16 protein-coding genes are annotated in these 14,575 nt (G+C 31.5%); 9 read left to right on the top strand and 7 right to left on the bottom strand.

Features of this window, described 5'->3' with window-relative positions; translation table 11 throughout:
• Genes thrC through NST87_RS07555 form a run of 3 tightly spaced genes read left to right on the top strand, consistent with a single transcriptional unit; the run spans position 1 to position 2,832 of the window.
• Positions 1–1,062, top strand: a complete 1,062-nt coding sequence (gene thrC / locus NST87_RS07565) for a threonine synthase (RefSeq protein WP_019467815.1) — start codon at positions 1–3, stop codon at positions 1,060–1,062.
• 1 nt (position 1,063) lies between these two features.
• Positions 1,064–1,975, top strand: a complete 912-nt coding sequence (thrB, locus tag NST87_RS07560) for a homoserine kinase (RefSeq protein WP_040030117.1) — start codon at positions 1,064–1,066, stop codon at positions 1,973–1,975.
• A 53-nt stretch (positions 1,976–2,028) separates the two neighbouring features.
• On the top strand, positions 2,029–2,832 hold the full coding sequence (locus tag NST87_RS07555) for a Cof-type HAD-IIB family hydrolase (RefSeq protein WP_019467813.1): 804 nt from the start codon (positions 2,029–2,031) through the stop codon (positions 2,830–2,832).
• A gap of 324 nt (positions 2,833–3,156) precedes the next feature.
• Here the strand turns inward: NST87_RS07555 and NST87_RS07550 are convergent, their stop codons facing one another.
• Positions 3,157–4,302, bottom strand: coding sequence for an MFS transporter (locus NST87_RS07550; RefSeq protein WP_019467812.1), 1,146 nt, complete (start codon positions 4,300–4,302; stop codon positions 3,157–3,159).
• Between the two features lie 20 nt (positions 4,303–4,322).
• Complete coding sequence (locus NST87_RS07545; RefSeq protein ID WP_019467811.1) at positions 4,323–5,084, bottom strand: MBL fold metallo-hydrolase; 762 nt, start codon at positions 5,082–5,084, stop codon at positions 4,323–4,325.
• Between the two features lie 118 nt (positions 5,085–5,202).
• Between NST87_RS07545 and NST87_RS07540 the strand changes: the two genes are divergently transcribed.
• A complete protein-coding gene (locus tag NST87_RS07540) occupies positions 5,203–5,604 on the top strand; it encodes an Lrp/AsnC family transcriptional regulator (RefSeq protein ID WP_019467810.1) in 402 nt (133 codons plus the stop codon).
• 213 nt (positions 5,605–5,817) lie between these two features.
• Here the strand turns inward: NST87_RS07540 and NST87_RS07535 are convergent, their stop codons facing one another.
• The gene (locus tag NST87_RS07535; RefSeq protein ID WP_019467809.1) at positions 5,818–6,132 is read right to left on the bottom strand and encodes a hypothetical protein; all 315 of its coding nucleotides are present in this window, start codon (positions 6,130–6,132) and stop codon (positions 5,818–5,820) included.
• Positions 6,133–6,336: 204 nt separating this feature from the next.
• On the bottom strand, positions 6,337–7,782 hold the full coding sequence (locus NST87_RS07530; RefSeq protein WP_071560395.1) for an amino acid permease: 1,446 nt from the start codon (positions 7,780–7,782) through the stop codon (positions 6,337–6,339).
• A gap of 223 nt (positions 7,783–8,005) precedes the next feature.
• Here NST87_RS07530 and NST87_RS07525 point away from each other — a divergent pair, with 223 nt between their 5' ends.
• Positions 8,006–9,493: a catalase gene (locus tag NST87_RS07525; RefSeq protein WP_340721505.1), complete on the top strand. Its 1,488-nt coding sequence runs from the start codon at positions 8,006–8,008 to the stop codon at positions 9,491–9,493.
• A gap of 332 nt (positions 9,494–9,825) precedes the next feature.
• Here the strand turns inward: NST87_RS07525 and NST87_RS07520 are convergent, their stop codons facing one another.
• Positions 9,826–10,074, bottom strand: coding sequence for a hypothetical protein (locus NST87_RS07520; protein WP_019467806.1), 249 nt, complete (start codon positions 10,072–10,074; stop codon positions 9,826–9,828).
• 437 nt (positions 10,075–10,511) lie between these two features.
• Positions 10,512–10,661, bottom strand: coding sequence for a 50S ribosomal protein L33 (gene rpmG / locus NST87_RS07515; RefSeq protein WP_017724369.1), 150 nt, complete (start codon positions 10,659–10,661; stop codon positions 10,512–10,514).
• Between the two features lie 225 nt (positions 10,662–10,886).
• Between rpmG and rpsN the strand changes: the two genes are divergently transcribed.
• From rpsN to NST87_RS07500, 3 genes are all read left to right on the top strand, one after another.
• Entirely contained in the window at positions 10,887–11,156 is a 270-nt protein-coding gene (rpsN, locus tag NST87_RS07510; protein WP_019467805.1) for a 30S ribosomal protein S14, read from the top strand.
• Positions 11,157–11,347: 191 nt separating this feature from the next.
• Complete coding sequence (gene guaC / locus NST87_RS07505; RefSeq protein ID WP_340721504.1) at positions 11,348–12,325, top strand: GMP reductase; 978 nt, start codon at positions 11,348–11,350, stop codon at positions 12,323–12,325.
• A 20-nt stretch (positions 12,326–12,345) separates the two neighbouring features.
• A complete protein-coding gene (locus NST87_RS07500; protein ID WP_340721772.1) occupies positions 12,346–13,362 on the top strand; it encodes a CAP domain-containing protein in 1,017 nt (338 codons plus the stop codon).
• A 188-nt stretch (positions 13,363–13,550) separates the two neighbouring features.
• Here the strand turns inward: NST87_RS07500 and lexA are convergent, their stop codons facing one another.
• The gene (gene lexA, locus NST87_RS07495; RefSeq protein ID WP_340721503.1) at positions 13,551–14,174 is read right to left on the bottom strand and encodes a transcriptional repressor LexA; all 624 of its coding nucleotides are present in this window, start codon (positions 14,172–14,174) and stop codon (positions 13,551–13,553) included.
• 141 nt (positions 14,175–14,315) lie between these two features.
• On the opposite strand from lexA, the gene sosA reads away from it, so the two are divergent.
• Positions 14,316–14,549 carry a DNA damage-induced cell division inhibitor SosA gene (gene sosA, locus NST87_RS07490; RefSeq protein ID WP_019467989.1) on the top strand — a complete coding sequence of 78 codons (234 nt, stop codon included), beginning with the start codon at positions 14,316–14,318 and terminating at the stop codon, positions 14,547–14,549.
• Positions 14,550–14,575: the final 26 nt, after the last annotated feature.

Raw genomic sequence — 14,575 nt, 5'->3', positions numbered from 1 at the left:
ATGAAAAATTGGCAAGGGCTTGTAGAAGAATTTAAGGAATATTTACCAGTAACAGCTGATACACCTAAAGTAAGTTTAAATGAAGGCCATACGCCTTTGATATACTGTGAGAACATGTCTGAAATGCTTGGAATTGAATTACATGTTAAATACGAAGGTGCAAATCCAACAGGTTCATTTAAAGATAGAGGTATGGTAATGGCAATGGCTAAAGCTAAAGAAGAAGGCAAGAAAATAGTGATTTGTGCTTCAACTGGTAACACTTCAGCTTCCGCAGCAGCGTATGCTGCGAGAGCAGGTTTAAAAGCGATAGTAGTTATTCCAGAAGGGAAAATTGCTTTAGGGAAATTGTCGCAAGCAGTTATGTACGGTGCAGAAATTGTTTCTATAGAAGGAAATTTTGATGAAGCACTTGAAATTGTACAAGAAGTGGCTAAAAATGGTGAAATTGCGCTTGTGAACTCAGTTAATCCTTATCGTATTGAAGGTCAAAAAACAAGTGCTTTTGAAGTGATTCAACAATTGAATGGCCAAGCACCAGATATATTATCAATTCCGGTTGGCAATGCTGGTAATATTTCAGCATATTGGAAAGGATTTAAAGAGTATCATGACGCGAATGGTACTCAACTTCCTAATTTATATGGGTTCCAAGCTGCAGGTGCGTCCCCAATCGTTCAAAATAAAGTAGTGAAGAATCCAGATACAGTAGCTACTGCAATTAGAATTGGTAACCCTGCAAGTTGGGATAAAGCTAATCGTGCCTTAAAAGAATCAGAAGGTCTCATTGATAGTGTAACAGATGAAGAAATTTTAGAAGCATATCAACTGATGGCGCGAAAAGAAGGTATATTTAGTGAACCTGCAAGCAATGCTTCTATTGCTGGTTTAATTAAGTTACACCGTGCTGGTAAGTTACCAAAAGGTAAACGCGTCGTGTCAGTGTTGACTGGTAATGGTTTAAAAGATCCAGATACAGCTATCTCATTATTAGATAATCCAATTAAGCCACTACCAAATGATCGAGAAAGCATTTTAGAATATATTAAAGGAGCACTTTAGCATGAGTGTACGTTTACATTTAAAAATACCGGCATCTACTGCTAATTTAGGTGTCGGATTTGATTCTATTGGAATGGCTTTAAATAAATTTTTATATCTTGATGTGCGAATTAACCATAGTGATAGATGGACTTTTCAACATATTGGGCCAAATGTTGAATCATTACCTACAGACGAATCGCACTATATTTATCAAATTGCACAACAAGTGGCTAATAAATATGACGTGACTTTACCGTCTTTATCTATAGAAATGAGAAGTGAAATCCCACTAGCTAGAGGCTTAGGCTCCTCTGCTTCTGCACTAGTAGGGGGATTATACATAGCTAATTATTTTGGTGATATAGAGCTTTCTAAATATGAATTATTGCAATTGGCAACTGAATTTGAAGGACATCCTGACAATGTAGCACCTACAATTTACGGGGGGCTTGTCTTAGGATACTACGATCCTGAAACAAAAGTGACGGATGTATCATATATTGATCCACCCAAAGCTGATATTATCATAACAATACCATCAAATGAATTAAGTACGACGCTTTCAAGGAATGTGCTTCCGGAAACATTTTCACATAAAAATGCTGTTAGAAATAGTGCTATCAGTAATACAATGATTAGTGCTTTAATACAACAAAATTATGAACTTGCTGGCAAGATGATGGAACAAGACGGTTTTCATGAACCATATCGACAACATCTAATCCCAGAATTTCAAACCATTAAACAAATTGCAAAACAATATAAATCTTATGCTACAGTTATTAGTGGTGCAGGTCCAACTGTTTTAACCTTGATAGCACCTGAACGAAGCGGCGAATTAGTGAGAGAACTTAAACGTGAATTTACGAATTGTCGATCTGAACTCGTTACAGTTAATATTACAGGAGTGGAATCTGAAATAGTATATTAGTTTGATTTATTTGTTATAATATAGTCTTGTAGAGGTTGAAAGGAGATAGCAAGATGGGATATAAATTAATAGTGATGGATATGGATGATACATTAATGACTTCAGATAACAAAGTTAGTGTTGAAACAGCCCAATATTTAATAGATATACAAGCGCAAGGTTATAAAGTTGTACTCGCTTCGGGTAGACCAACAAATGGTATGATGCCTACAGCAAAACATTTGAAATTAGACCAACATGACAGTTATGTCATAAGTTATAATGGTGGAAAAACAGTTAAAGTTTCTGATGAAAAAGTGGAAGTGAGTCGCACTGTGTCGAAGTCTGATTTTGATAGTATTGTAGACTTTTGTAGGGATCAAAAATTGTTTGTTTTGACTTACCAAGATGGTTATATCGTATATGAAGGCGAACATGAATATATGAATATAGAATCAGAACTCACAGGCTTGCCAATGAAACAAGTGGATGATTTAAAAGCATATATTCAAGAGGACGTACCTAAAGTTATGGGGATTGATTACGTCCCAAATATTACAAGTATAAGAAATGATTTAGACGGTCATTTTAATGAAAATATTGACGTTACTACAAGTAAACCGTTTTTCTTAGAATTTATGGCGCAGGGTGTATCTAAAGGAAATGCTATCACTGAATTGTGTCAAAAATTAGATATAAAATTATCTCAAGTTATTGGTTTCGGTGATAGTTCAAATGATATATCGATGTTAAAAGTAGTTGGTAAAGCTGTTGCTATGGGCAATGCAAATGATGATGTCAAAGCTGTTGCTGATGAAGTTACTTTAACAAATGATAATGATGGCATACCACACAGTTTGAATAAATTATTAAAATAAATGACAAATCGTAAGATAATCAAAGATTAATATGTTAATAATAGGGTTCAAATCCTAAAATTTTGCCCAAAAGGATTTTATTAGAAAGAAATCTTTTTGGGGCTTTTTTTTATATCAATATTATATTTTATAAGCATTGGCAACAATCATAAAGTTTAAATAAGACTACATAGAAATCAAAGCGAAAGTGTTCAATTTATTTATATATCTTTCAGTACAATGATAAAAGCTAATATTGACAGAAAATGTCAAATTTATGTTTAATAAATGATTTATAAAACTTACAAGTCAACGTTTTTAATACTTAATTTAACATTCAAAATATTATATGATTTTTTTACTATTCTTTCCATGTAAAAAGTAATATAAAATAAGTGCTAATAGAATAATAACCGCAAGGATTTTATATATTCCCGCATAACCTAAAATTGGGATTCCAATTCCTAATATATAGGGTCCTAATCCATTTCCAAGATCCATAAAAATCATAAATGTTGAAGTAGCTAATCCTACATTTTCTGGTTTAGCTCCACTGACCGCAATTGTTTGAGTGATTGAGGAAATGTTACCAAAACCAAGCCCAATAAATAGTCCTGACAATAACATCATCCAGTCATCATTACTGATACTTAGTAAAAGTAAGCCAACAAAAAAGAATATAAGGGCTGGATACATAATTTTATTTGCTCCATAAATATCAGCAATCTTTCCTGTGAATGGTCTAGATGCTAATACTGAAGCTGTATATATTATGAAGAAGAAACTTGCTGCTTTTACCAAATCAATTTGGATTGCGTACAGATTAATGTACGAGACTATACCTGAAAAGGAAAATGCACTTAAAAATATAATAAGTCCAATTGGTATCGTAGATTTATTCATTAAGTTTTTCACAGATATTTCTTTTTTATTTTCGTTATAAGGTACTTTGATTAAAAATGACATTAGCAAACTTAATATTGCAAAGATCAAACTGGCATAAAAAATATTCATTAAATTAGAATTCTGTGTTAAAGATATTCCAATAAATGGACCAAATCCTGTAGCGAGTGCAGTACTTAATGCAAAATAGCTAATTCCTTCACCTTTACGCGATTGGGGGATGACTAAAGCAACAATAGTACCCACTATTGTTGTAGTGATACCTGCAGATAGCCCATTTACTAATCGAACAAATACTAAAAAATATTCGCCTAAGTTTATAAAATATAAAATAATTGATACGAAATAAATCGCCATATTTAAGATGAATATTTTTTTCGTTATTTTAATAAATCCAGTAAGAACTCTACCAATTAATGCCCCCACTATGAATACACTTGCTATAAAGCCCATCATTAAACTAGATGAATTATATTCAGTTTGAGCATAATTAGTTATAGTAGAATTTAGTAAAAAATATACGAGTATTAATAAAAAGTTAATGATAGAATATATTACAAAATCTTTAGACCATATTTTGTTATTCATAATAGTTCCTTTCTACATATCTACATATGGTAACTATCACCGTCATCTGGGATTAATACTTGATCTCCTAATCCTTTTTCATTTACAAATTGGTTTAATCTTTTTCTAGATAAATTCCAATGAGTTACTGCTTCCATATGCACTACAATAATTTTGGAATTAGATGCTTCTTTTGCTACTTTATATACATCATACTCATTCATAATTAATGAGCTACCTTCATAAAATTGGTTGTCACCACCGTTAACAATGATAACTTCAGGCTCATAGTATTTTATTACATTTTTAATCTCGCTATACCATACAGTATCTCCTGCAATATATAGTCTTTGTTCTTTAGGATGATCAAAAATAACGCCACATACAGAACCAATAATTTCTAATATTTCACCTCTACCATGTTCACCAGGTGTTTTTATTAGTTTAATATCTTGAAACGTTGTATACTCACTTAATATTTCTACATCTTTAAAACCAACACATTTAACTTCTTCTGCGTCGTTTTTGTCTTGTACAAATACCTTGATGTCTTTTGGTAAATGTTTTTGGGCTTTTTCATCAAAATGATCAATATGCAGATGTGTTAAAATAATCGCGTCAATATCTTTAATTATGTCTTCTAGAGACATAGGTAAGTCGACAAGAGGGTTCTCTAACTCTTCCCCTGGAGCATCAGGAAAACTTGCAAAAGATCCTTTTTCGCCTAACATCGGATCGATTAAAAACTTTTTGTCTGCATACTCAATGATGCTTGTAGCATTTCTTATATGTGTTATGTTCATAAATACTTCCTCCAAATTTTTTGTATATATTTATTTTAATTAGACAATCTACCTATTTAAATATAAATTTCAAAGCGTTTTTAACTAAATACTTGAAAATTGAAAGTGGGTGATAAAAATGGATGAATTAGATAAAAAAATAATAAGTGAGTTAAAAAATAATAGTAAAATTTCAATGAAGAAATTAGGAGAAAAAGTAAATCTAACTGGTCAAGCAGCAACAAATAGAGTGAAGAAATTAGAGGATGATAATGTAATTACTGGATACACGATCGCTTTAAACCAAGATGCACTAAACTGTAAAGTTCATGTATTTATTAATATTTATACTCATAAAATTTCTCATAATTCATATCTTGATTTCATTCAGAAAGAAAGCATTTTTGTTATGAATAACTATAAAGTTATAGGAGATCCATGCTATCTTTTAGAGTGCCGTTTTCCAAATAATGATTATTTAAATGCATTTCTTACACGATTAAATAATCATGCAAACTATAATGTTCTAATGGCAATATAGAAATACCAATCTTTTTACTAAACGCAGCAAATAAAAGTGACATGACTCTCATTTAATATTAAGTTATATTGAAACTTCTTTAATTTTGTAGTATTTATATTCAATTCTTTGTAAATAAATAAAAACGGGGTAGCGAAATCTACATGAAAAATGTGATTCTGTTACCCCGTTTTGTGTATTAGATATTTTTATGTCATACGTGCAATTAATTGTCTATTTAGCAGTATGAGTCCATTCATTTTTGCCTCGATGTCTTTTAACATGAGCATAAACATTATCTGCAGCATAGTTTAAATTAGTATAAACTGTGATTGAAAATGCTGACTGATTTTCTTCAAATTCTTCTTCTGAAAATAATTCTTTAAGATGGCTAAAAAGACTTTCCATTTGTGAATGATCTAAACTTGGATACTCTCTTAATGTGCGTTTGATTAATTGATCATGTCTTTCTTCAAGTGATTGTACAACAATAACGAAACGCTCGTCAGTTTCTAAAATATCGTCAAATAGGTTTGTTTGTCCAATCATAATTTCCACCTCTAAGTCATTAAATTATTAACTTCATTATACCTTAGTTTTGGATATCTGAAAATATGATATGCTTTTAATTATTATAAATTCTCATGGTTGAGGTTTATTTTTGAACAAGTAGGTAATAAATAAATGTAAGGTTTGCAACATTAAAAAAAGCACTGTAAAAGTAATCTTGAAATACTTTTACAGTGCAATTCATTAATTATAATCATGTTCTTTTAAATCAATGTCTTTGAGTTTAACAATTTTAGTTTGTCGTATTAATTTATGAACAAAGTAAATGATAGCTAAAATTACCATCGGCGATAGGTTTCTAATTAAAACGCTCATGTCACCAGCTAAAATCGCACCAATTGAATTACCTATGAATAAGAATAGTAATGCAATGATGACTATGATTGGTCCTAAAGGATAGAAGGGCGCTTTATAAGGTAGTACTTCATCAGGATTCAAATTTTGTTTTTTAATCGCTGAACGCAGTCTGATTTGCGCTACGATACTAGAAGCCCAAACAACGATGACTAAAGAACCAATAATATTTAATAGTGAAAAGACGATATCTGATTTAAACTGAGCAATTATAATTATAAATAAAACAATAATAAAAGTTACGAACAATGACACTAAAGGTAACTTTGTAGTTTTATTTAATTTACTCAAAAATTTAGGTGCTTGTTTATCTTCTGCCATTGAGAAAAGCATTCTACTTGTAGTATAAATGCCTGAATTCGCAGCAGATAATAATGAAGTTAAAATAACAGCATTAATAACCGAAGCGGCAAAGGCAATACCTACACGATCAAATACGATTGTAAAAGGACTCTGTGATACAGATTCACTTTTGTTTAATAACAGTGGGTCTGTGTAAGGAATAATAGCTGAAATAACAGCAATTGATAAAACATAGAACAATAATATTCTCCAAAACACTTGTTTAATTGCTTTTGGCATTGAATGACTTGGATTTGATGATTCTCCAGCTGTTACGGCTACCACTTCGGTACCGCCGACAGAGAATCCAGCGACGAGCAAGACACCTAGGAAGCCAGAGATGCCTCCTACAAAAGGAGCTTCTCCTGTTACGTAGTTACCTAGACCATATGTCTTCCCACCTAAGATTCCAATAATCGTCAATACACCAATTACGATGAAAATAATTATTGTTGCAACTTTGATAAGTGATAACCAAAATTCTGTTTCACCGAAAGCTTTTACAGAGAAAATATTAAGTAAGAAAAGTATGGCAAGGAAGATAATACTCCAAGTAACTGGACTGAAAAATTGGAAGAAATCCCAATAATAAATTACACTTGAAGAAATAATAATATCAACGCTGGTTACTAGTAGCCAAATTGCCCAATATAGCCATCCCATGGTGAAACCTAGGGAACTATCAACAAAACGGGTTGAATAAGAACTAAAAGAACCTGAAACCGGATAAAAGGTGGCAAGTTCACCGATTGAAGACATTAAGAAATATAACATCACGCCAATAATTAAGTAAGCTAATATTGCACCACCTGGTCCTGCTTGTGATATTACACTTCCAGTAGCTACAAACAAGCCTGTGCCAATTGCACCACCAATTGCTATCATAGAAATGTGTCTAGAATTAAGACCACGGTTCATATTGTTTTGTGCCATAATACAGTCTCCTATAGTCTATTGAATTTTAAATATATTCTCCATTTTAATGGTTTTATGATTTAAGAGCAATGCTTTTTATGACTTTAAAGCCATAAAATATTCAAATATTTTGAAAATTGTTATTTTATAGATGTATTGTGAGTTGCTTTTACAAATATTATAGATTAAAATAAATACTAGGTAATAATTATTATTAATAAGAAAAAGCGGGGGAAATATTATGAGTAACAAGAAAAAGTTGACGAGCCTATTTGGCGCACCAATTTCAGATAGAGAAAATAGTATGACAGCAGGCCCTAGAGGACCATTATTAATGCAAGATTGGTACTTTTTAGAGCAAATGGCTCATTTTGATAGAGAAGTTATTCCTGAAAGACGTATGCATGCAAAAGGTTCAGGTGCATTTGGTACATTTACAGTTACAAATGATATTACACAATATACTTCAGCAAGCATTTTTTCTGAAGTAGGTAAACAAACAGAAATGTTTGCACGTTTTTCAACAGTAGCAGGTGAAAGAGGTGCAGCTGATGCTGAACGTGATATTCGTGGATTTGCATTGAAATTTTATACAGATGAAGGGAACTGGGATTTAGTAGGAAACAATACACCAGTGTTCTTCTTTAGAGATCCAAAATTATTTGCAAGTTTAAACCACGCACTGAAGCGTGATCCAAGAACAAATATGAGAAGTGCACAAAACAACTGGGATTTCTGGACATCTTTACCTGAAGCATTGCACCAAGTAACAATTTTAATGTCAGACCGTGGTATTCCTAAGGGCTTTAGAAACATGCACGGATTTGGCTCCCATACGTATTCTATGTACAATGATAAAGGTGAACGTGTTTGGGTGAAATTCCACCACAGAACGCAACAAGGTATTGAAAATTTACAACCTGATGAAGCAGCTAGCGTAATTGCTGAAGACAGAGAATCATCACAACGTGATTTATTTGAAGCAATTGAAAATAAAGACTATCCAAAATGGAAAATGTATATTCAAGTTATGACTGAAGAACAAGCGCGTAACCATAAAGATAATCCGTTTGATTTAACAAAAGTTTGGTATAAAGGAGACTATCCATTAATAGAAGTTGGAGAGTTTGAATTAAATCGTAATCCAGACAACTATTTCCAAGATGTTGAACAAGCTGCTTTCGCGCCAACAAATATTGTACCTGGTATAGATTTCTCTCCAGACAGAATGCTACAAGGTAGACTTTTCTCATATGGTGATGCACAACGTTATAGATTAGGTGTGAACCATTGGCAAATCCCAGTTAACCAACCTAAAGGTGTAGGTATGGAAAATATTTGCCCATTCAGCCGTGATGGCCAAATGAGAATTATTGATAATAATCAAGGTGGCAGTACTCATTACTATCCTAATAGTGATGGCTCATTTGAAGATCAACCTGAATTTAAAAAACCTGGTCTAAAAATTGAAGGTGAAGCATATGAATATGATTTAAGAGAAGATGATGATAACTACTTCGAACAACCAGGTCGTTTATTCAGATTACAATCAAAAGAACAACAAGAACGTATTTTTGAAAATACAGCTAATGAAATGCAAGGCACTACTTTAGAAGTACAACATCGTCATATTCGTCACTGTTATAAAGCGGATAGCGAATATGGTAAAGGTGTTGCGAAAGCACTAGGCATTGACATTAATGATGTAGATTTAGAAATTGCAGATTAATAAATGCATCTTATTATACATGAATATTTAAGTTTCAATGGTATAAGGAATTTTATAAAATAATTAATTTATGCAAAATATTCGAGGTATATGTAGTTTGTGTATAATTTTTAGCGGATGATTTTTACGATATAAAGTAAAAATCATCCGTTTTTATATTTAATTATACCAAGTCTTTGTTGTAAGTATTGCTTTGCTTTTATTAATTTTCCACATATAAAAACCTACAAAGTCAGGCTTTGTAGGTTTTTAAAGGTTGTTAACTATCGCTCTCATCATATGATGCGACTGAATGATGAACAGTTATTTATTTCACAATCGCTAAAAAATAATTATCGAGTTTTGATACCTAAGAAATTTTGTGAATAGAAATGCATTTTACCGCAATGATTACATAATAAAGTTATCATAGGTGTCGGGTCATTGCCTAAAGAAGCAGTTAACAATGGTAGGAAATAATGTCCGTCTAATATTTCAATATTTGGATGTCCGCAGTTACATATACTTTTATCTTTTGTTTTCTCCGTTATTGAATCTATAATGTGCCTTTTTTGTTCATTTGTAATATGACGATTTTCCATATGATACGCCTCCACATCTTTAATATACTCTATCTATTATAAGGCTTAACAACCTTTATTAGTAGTCTCTATACCTATTTAAAAGTGTTAATTAAGTACTTTATTGTTAAATAACTATTAATTTTGGTGAATAAATTATAATTTGAAATAAACTATAATATTTTTGTGCATGTAAAGGTTTTAAATCACCTTTCAATTTCGGTGATTCAATTAACATTTAAATCTTAAAATGGTACAAAGAGGCCATAATCAAAATAATAAACTTATCATTTTCTTACAAATGTGATATATGTCAGCGTTTTTTTACCATAAAAAAATATAAAAAACGTCAATTCTATAGTAAAGAAATAGAATTGACGTAAATACTAAGTCCGAGACGTTTATATCCCAGATAATTAGTTTGAATGTCGTATAAAAAAGATAATGAAAGCACAGAATTATTTTGTTTCACGATGTAAAGTGTATTTATTTAATCGTGGACAGAATTTTTTAAGTTCAATTCGTTCTGGATTATTACGCTTGTTTTTAGTGCTAATATAGTTACGATCACCACATTCAGTACAAGCTAATGTTATATTTACGCGCAAAGTTAACACCTCTTTCTTAACAGGAATCATTACGTTTTAAAATATTATCATATTCTTTCATTAATTTCAATAAGATTGATCGTTGAAAAGTGTGTAGTTAATTAAACTTAAATTTCTAGCCATTATGTGAATGTTAATAATATAAATATTTTCAGTTTGATAAATAAAGAGAATGTGTTATTATATAAAACGTAATAATTACGATTTGCAAAAGGAGAGAACATTATGGCAAAAAAATCCAAAATTGCTAAGGAACAAAAAAGAGAACGCTTAGTAGCACAATATTATGAATTAAGAAAAACGTTAAAAGAAAAAGGTGATTATGAAGCATTAAGAAAATTACCAAGAGATGCTTCACCAACAAGACTGACACGTAGATGTAAAGTAACTGGTCGTCCAAGAGGTGTGCTAAGAAAATTTGAAATGTCACGTATAGCGTTTAGAGAACATGCACATAAAGGACAAATTCCTGGCGTGAAAAAATCAAGTTGGTAATTTAAGACTTTAGTTCATTTACATTTAGGGAAAAAGCATGTATATTAACTATTGGTAAAGATAAATAAAATGTCATTGTTCGGAAATAACTATCGTATGTTTAAGTATTTCTATTTAGAGTTATGAATTTTATTTGAAAATCTTACCTTTAAATACTATTTTATTAATAAATGTTAGGGGTTTATTTAATTATGAAGATATTTGATTACGAAGATATACAGCTTATTCCAAATAAATGTATTGTTAATAGCCGTTCAGAATGTGATACTACTGTGAAATTTGGTCCAAAATCATTTAAATTGCCAGTGGTGCCTGCAAATATGCAAACAGTAATGAATGAAACATTAGCAGAATGGTTCGCTGAAAATGATTACTTCTATATCATGCATAGATTCGATGAAGAAGCACGTATACCATTTGTAAAGAAAATGCATGATAAAGGGTTATTTGCTTCAATTTCAGTTGGTATTAAAGACCGTGAATTTGATTTTGTGGAAAAATTAGCACAGGATAATGTAATTCCGGAGTATATTACAATTGATATCGCACATGGGCATTCTGATGCCGTTATTAATATGATTAAACATATTAAAAACCATATACCTGAAGCATTTGTTATTGCAGGTAATGTTGGAACGCCAGAAGGTGTCCGTGAATTAGAAAATGCTGGTGCAGATGCAACTAAGGTTGGAATTGGACCAGGTCGCGTTTGTATTACAAAAATTAAAACTGGATTTGGCACAGGTGGTTGGCAATTAGCAGCGTTGAACCATTGTAGTAAAGCTGCAAGAAAACCAATCATAGCTGATGGAGGTGTCAGAACGCACGGTGATATTGCTAAATCAATTCGTTTTGGTGCATCAATGGTTATGGTTGGCTCATTATTTGCAGCACATGAAGAATCTCCTGGTGAAACTGTTGAATTAGATGGAAAGATGTATAAAGAATATTTTGGCAGTGCATCTGAGTTCCAAAAAGGTGAACACAAAAACGTTGAAGGTAAAAAAATGTTTGTTGAACATAAAGGTTTATTGAAAGATACATTAATTGAAATGCAACAAGATTTACAAAGTTCTATTTCATATGCAGGTGGCGATGATTTAAATTCATTGACTAAAGTAGATTATGTTATAGTAAGAAACTCCATTTTTAATGGAGACAGAGATTAATAAACTAGTAGGTGTAAAAAATTAAACGATTTTTATTATATGTAATTGTACTTCTTTGTATCGTTTTAATTGTTCCAATCAAAGAATTTACACCTTTAGAAAATTTACAACAACAATTTAAAGCAAAAGTAGATAGTTGGTCATCATCTGAACAGTCACAAACTCAAAATGCTTTGAAAGTACCTGATGAGCAAGAATTTGCTTTGAATAATATTCAAATGAATATGTCGAAGGCTAAAGTTGAAAGTAAACTAGGTAAAGCAAAACGTGTTACTTCAAATGAATATGGTACACAATGGTATGCGTATTATTCGGAGAATTATAGAAGTTTTATTATGGTAAGTTATATTAAAGGTAAAGTGAACGGACTATACAGTAATCAAAATGTTATTTCTTCAAAATCTAAAATTAAATATAGTACTCCTAAAGATATAGTTAGAGAACGATTAGGTGATCCGATAACTACAAAACGTAAAGGTCATATGAGTATTGACGTTCGCGACAATGAATTTGATAATTTTAAAAAAGACAATATTTACACGACAGCTTTTTATGATAAGCATAATGACAACAATCTCACTGCGCTACTATTAGTAAGTGAAAAAATGGAGAATAGACTTCAAAATCAATATGCAACGCCTTCGCGTAATTTAGCAAAAAGTTTTGAACTTCAAAATTTTGATTTGGTCAATGCTGAAAGAGTACAACATGGGTTAAATACATTAGATTATTCTGAAACTATCTCTGATACAGCACGCAAACACAGTAATGACATGGCTGAGAATAATTATTTTGACCATAATAATCAATCTGGGGATTCACCTTTTGATAGATTAGAACAAGATGGACATGATTTTAATGCAGCTGGCGAGAATTTAGCTTATGGTCAACCAAGTAGTATTTATGCTCATCAAGGATTAATGAACTCTTTAGGTCATAGAAAAAATATTCTTAAAAAAGAATTTAATACTTTAGGTGTCGGCGTTGACTTTAATAAACATAAACAACCTTATTGGACTGAAAATTATATGGGATAGTGTTTATGCATTGTTGAAAAGGGTATCTATATTCTGTGAGGATGAGGTATTATGACAACAAATAAAAAAGATCAAACAGAAGATATACTAGAAAAAGTGAAAGATGTCTTAGAAAAAAATGACAATAAATAAGAGGCTACGCTATAAGCGTAGCCTCTTATTTATTGAGAGTGTCTTTATCTATAAAATTAAATTTCTCTAAATAGACCGACAACTTTACCTAAAACAGCAACTTGATCTAAATAGATTGGCGACATTGTACTATTTTCCGGCTGTAAACGGTATCGTATTTTTTCTTTGTAAAAACGCTTGACTGTAGCTTCATTGTCCTCAGTCATTGCTACAATAATATCACCATTTTCAGCAATCGTTTGGCTTCTTACGATAACTTTATCCCCATCTAATATTCCCGCTTCAATCATGCTATCACCAACAACATTTAAGATGAAAATATCGCTGTTATGCGTTGAGGTAAAATGCTCGGGTAACGGAAAATACTCTTCAACATTTTCAACAGCAGTAATAGGTATACCAGCTGTTACTTTTCCAATGACTGGCACGTGAATTGTAGATTCCATATTCACGGTTTCACCTAATTGTTCGGTAACAATTTCAATTGCACGTGGTTTAGTTGGATCTCTTTTTATATAACCTTTTTCTTCTAATCTGGATAGATGTCCATGTACAGTTGAGCTAGATGCTAAACCAACAGCTTCACCAATTTCCCGAACACTTGGTGGATAACCCTTTGAATGAACAGTCTGTTTAATATACTCAAAAATCTCATTTTGTCGCTTAGTTAATTCTCTCATAATAGGCACTCCCTACGTTAATTTGTTTTTATTATAGCATGTATTGTTAATGTTTACAAACGTTTGTTCGTTTTCTTGTTGACAGAGAACAGATGTTCTGATAAAGTTTAAGTACAAACAAACGTTCTAGGAGTGACTTATATGTTTAAACTATATATATATCAAATTAAACCTTATATTACAGTGTTGCTAGTTACAATGATTTTAAGTACTGTATTTATATTAAGTGCTTATTATAATACGGAATCAGAACAAACGTACGAAATGACAGATCATCAAATCACAAATATTTCTACAAAAGACGAACAGTATCAAATGAATTCAGATGAAAAAAGCGAACGGACGCTCAATCAATTTTTAGCAAAAGCCAAATAAAATATTAAACCAAATATATTGTGAAA

This window comes from Staphylococcus sp. FSL W8-0271 (genome assembly GCF_038006605.1).
GTDB classification, from domain to species: Bacteria; Bacillota; Bacilli; order Staphylococcales; family Staphylococcaceae; genus Staphylococcus; species Staphylococcus cohnii.
Note: the sequence above shows the minus strand (reverse complement) of the source record. Positions and strands in the feature narration are given on the sequence as shown.

Excerpts from the sequence above, each read along its gene's own strand:
- thrC (WP_019467815.1), top strand. The coding sequence starts at position 1 with ATGAAAAATTGGCAAGGGCTTGTAGAAGAATTTAAGGAATATTTACCA.
- lexA (WP_340721503.1), bottom strand. The coding sequence starts at position 14,174 with ATGAGAGAATTAACTAAGCGACAAAATGAGATTTTTGAGTATATTAAA.
- rpsN (WP_019467805.1), top strand. The coding sequence starts at position 10,887 with ATGGCAAAAAAATCCAAAATTGCTAAGGAACAAAAAAGAGAACGCTTA.
- NST87_RS07525 (WP_340721505.1), top strand. The coding sequence starts at position 8,006 with ATGAGTAACAAGAAAAAGTTGACGAGCCTATTTGGCGCACCAATTTCA.
- NST87_RS07520 (WP_019467806.1), bottom strand. The coding sequence starts at position 10,074 with ATGGAAAATCGTCATATTACAAATGAACAAAAAAGGCACATTATAGAT.
- NST87_RS07555 (WP_019467813.1), top strand. The coding sequence starts at position 2,029 with ATGGGATATAAATTAATAGTGATGGATATGGATGATACATTAATGACT.
- sosA (WP_019467989.1), top strand. The coding sequence starts at position 14,316 with ATGTTTAAACTATATATATATCAAATTAAACCTTATATTACAGTGTTG.
- NST87_RS07545 (WP_019467811.1), bottom strand. The coding sequence starts at position 5,084 with ATGAACATAACACATATAAGAAATGCTACAAGCATCATTGAGTATGCA.
- guaC (WP_340721504.1), top strand. The coding sequence starts at position 11,348 with ATGAAGATATTTGATTACGAAGATATACAGCTTATTCCAAATAAATGT.
- NST87_RS07530 (WP_071560395.1), bottom strand. The coding sequence starts at position 7,782 with ATGGCACAAAACAATATGAACCGTGGTCTTAATTCTAGACACATTTCT.
- NST87_RS07550 (WP_019467812.1), bottom strand. The coding sequence starts at position 4,302 with ATGAATAACAAAATATGGTCTAAAGATTTTGTAATATATTCTATCATT.
- thrB (WP_040030117.1), top strand. The coding sequence starts at position 1,064 with ATGAGTGTACGTTTACATTTAAAAATACCGGCATCTACTGCTAATTTA.
- NST87_RS07535 (WP_019467809.1), bottom strand. The coding sequence starts at position 6,132 with ATGATTGGACAAACAAACCTATTTGACGATATTTTAGAAACTGACGAG.
- NST87_RS07540 (WP_019467810.1), top strand. The coding sequence starts at position 5,203 with ATGGATGAATTAGATAAAAAAATAATAAGTGAGTTAAAAAATAATAGT.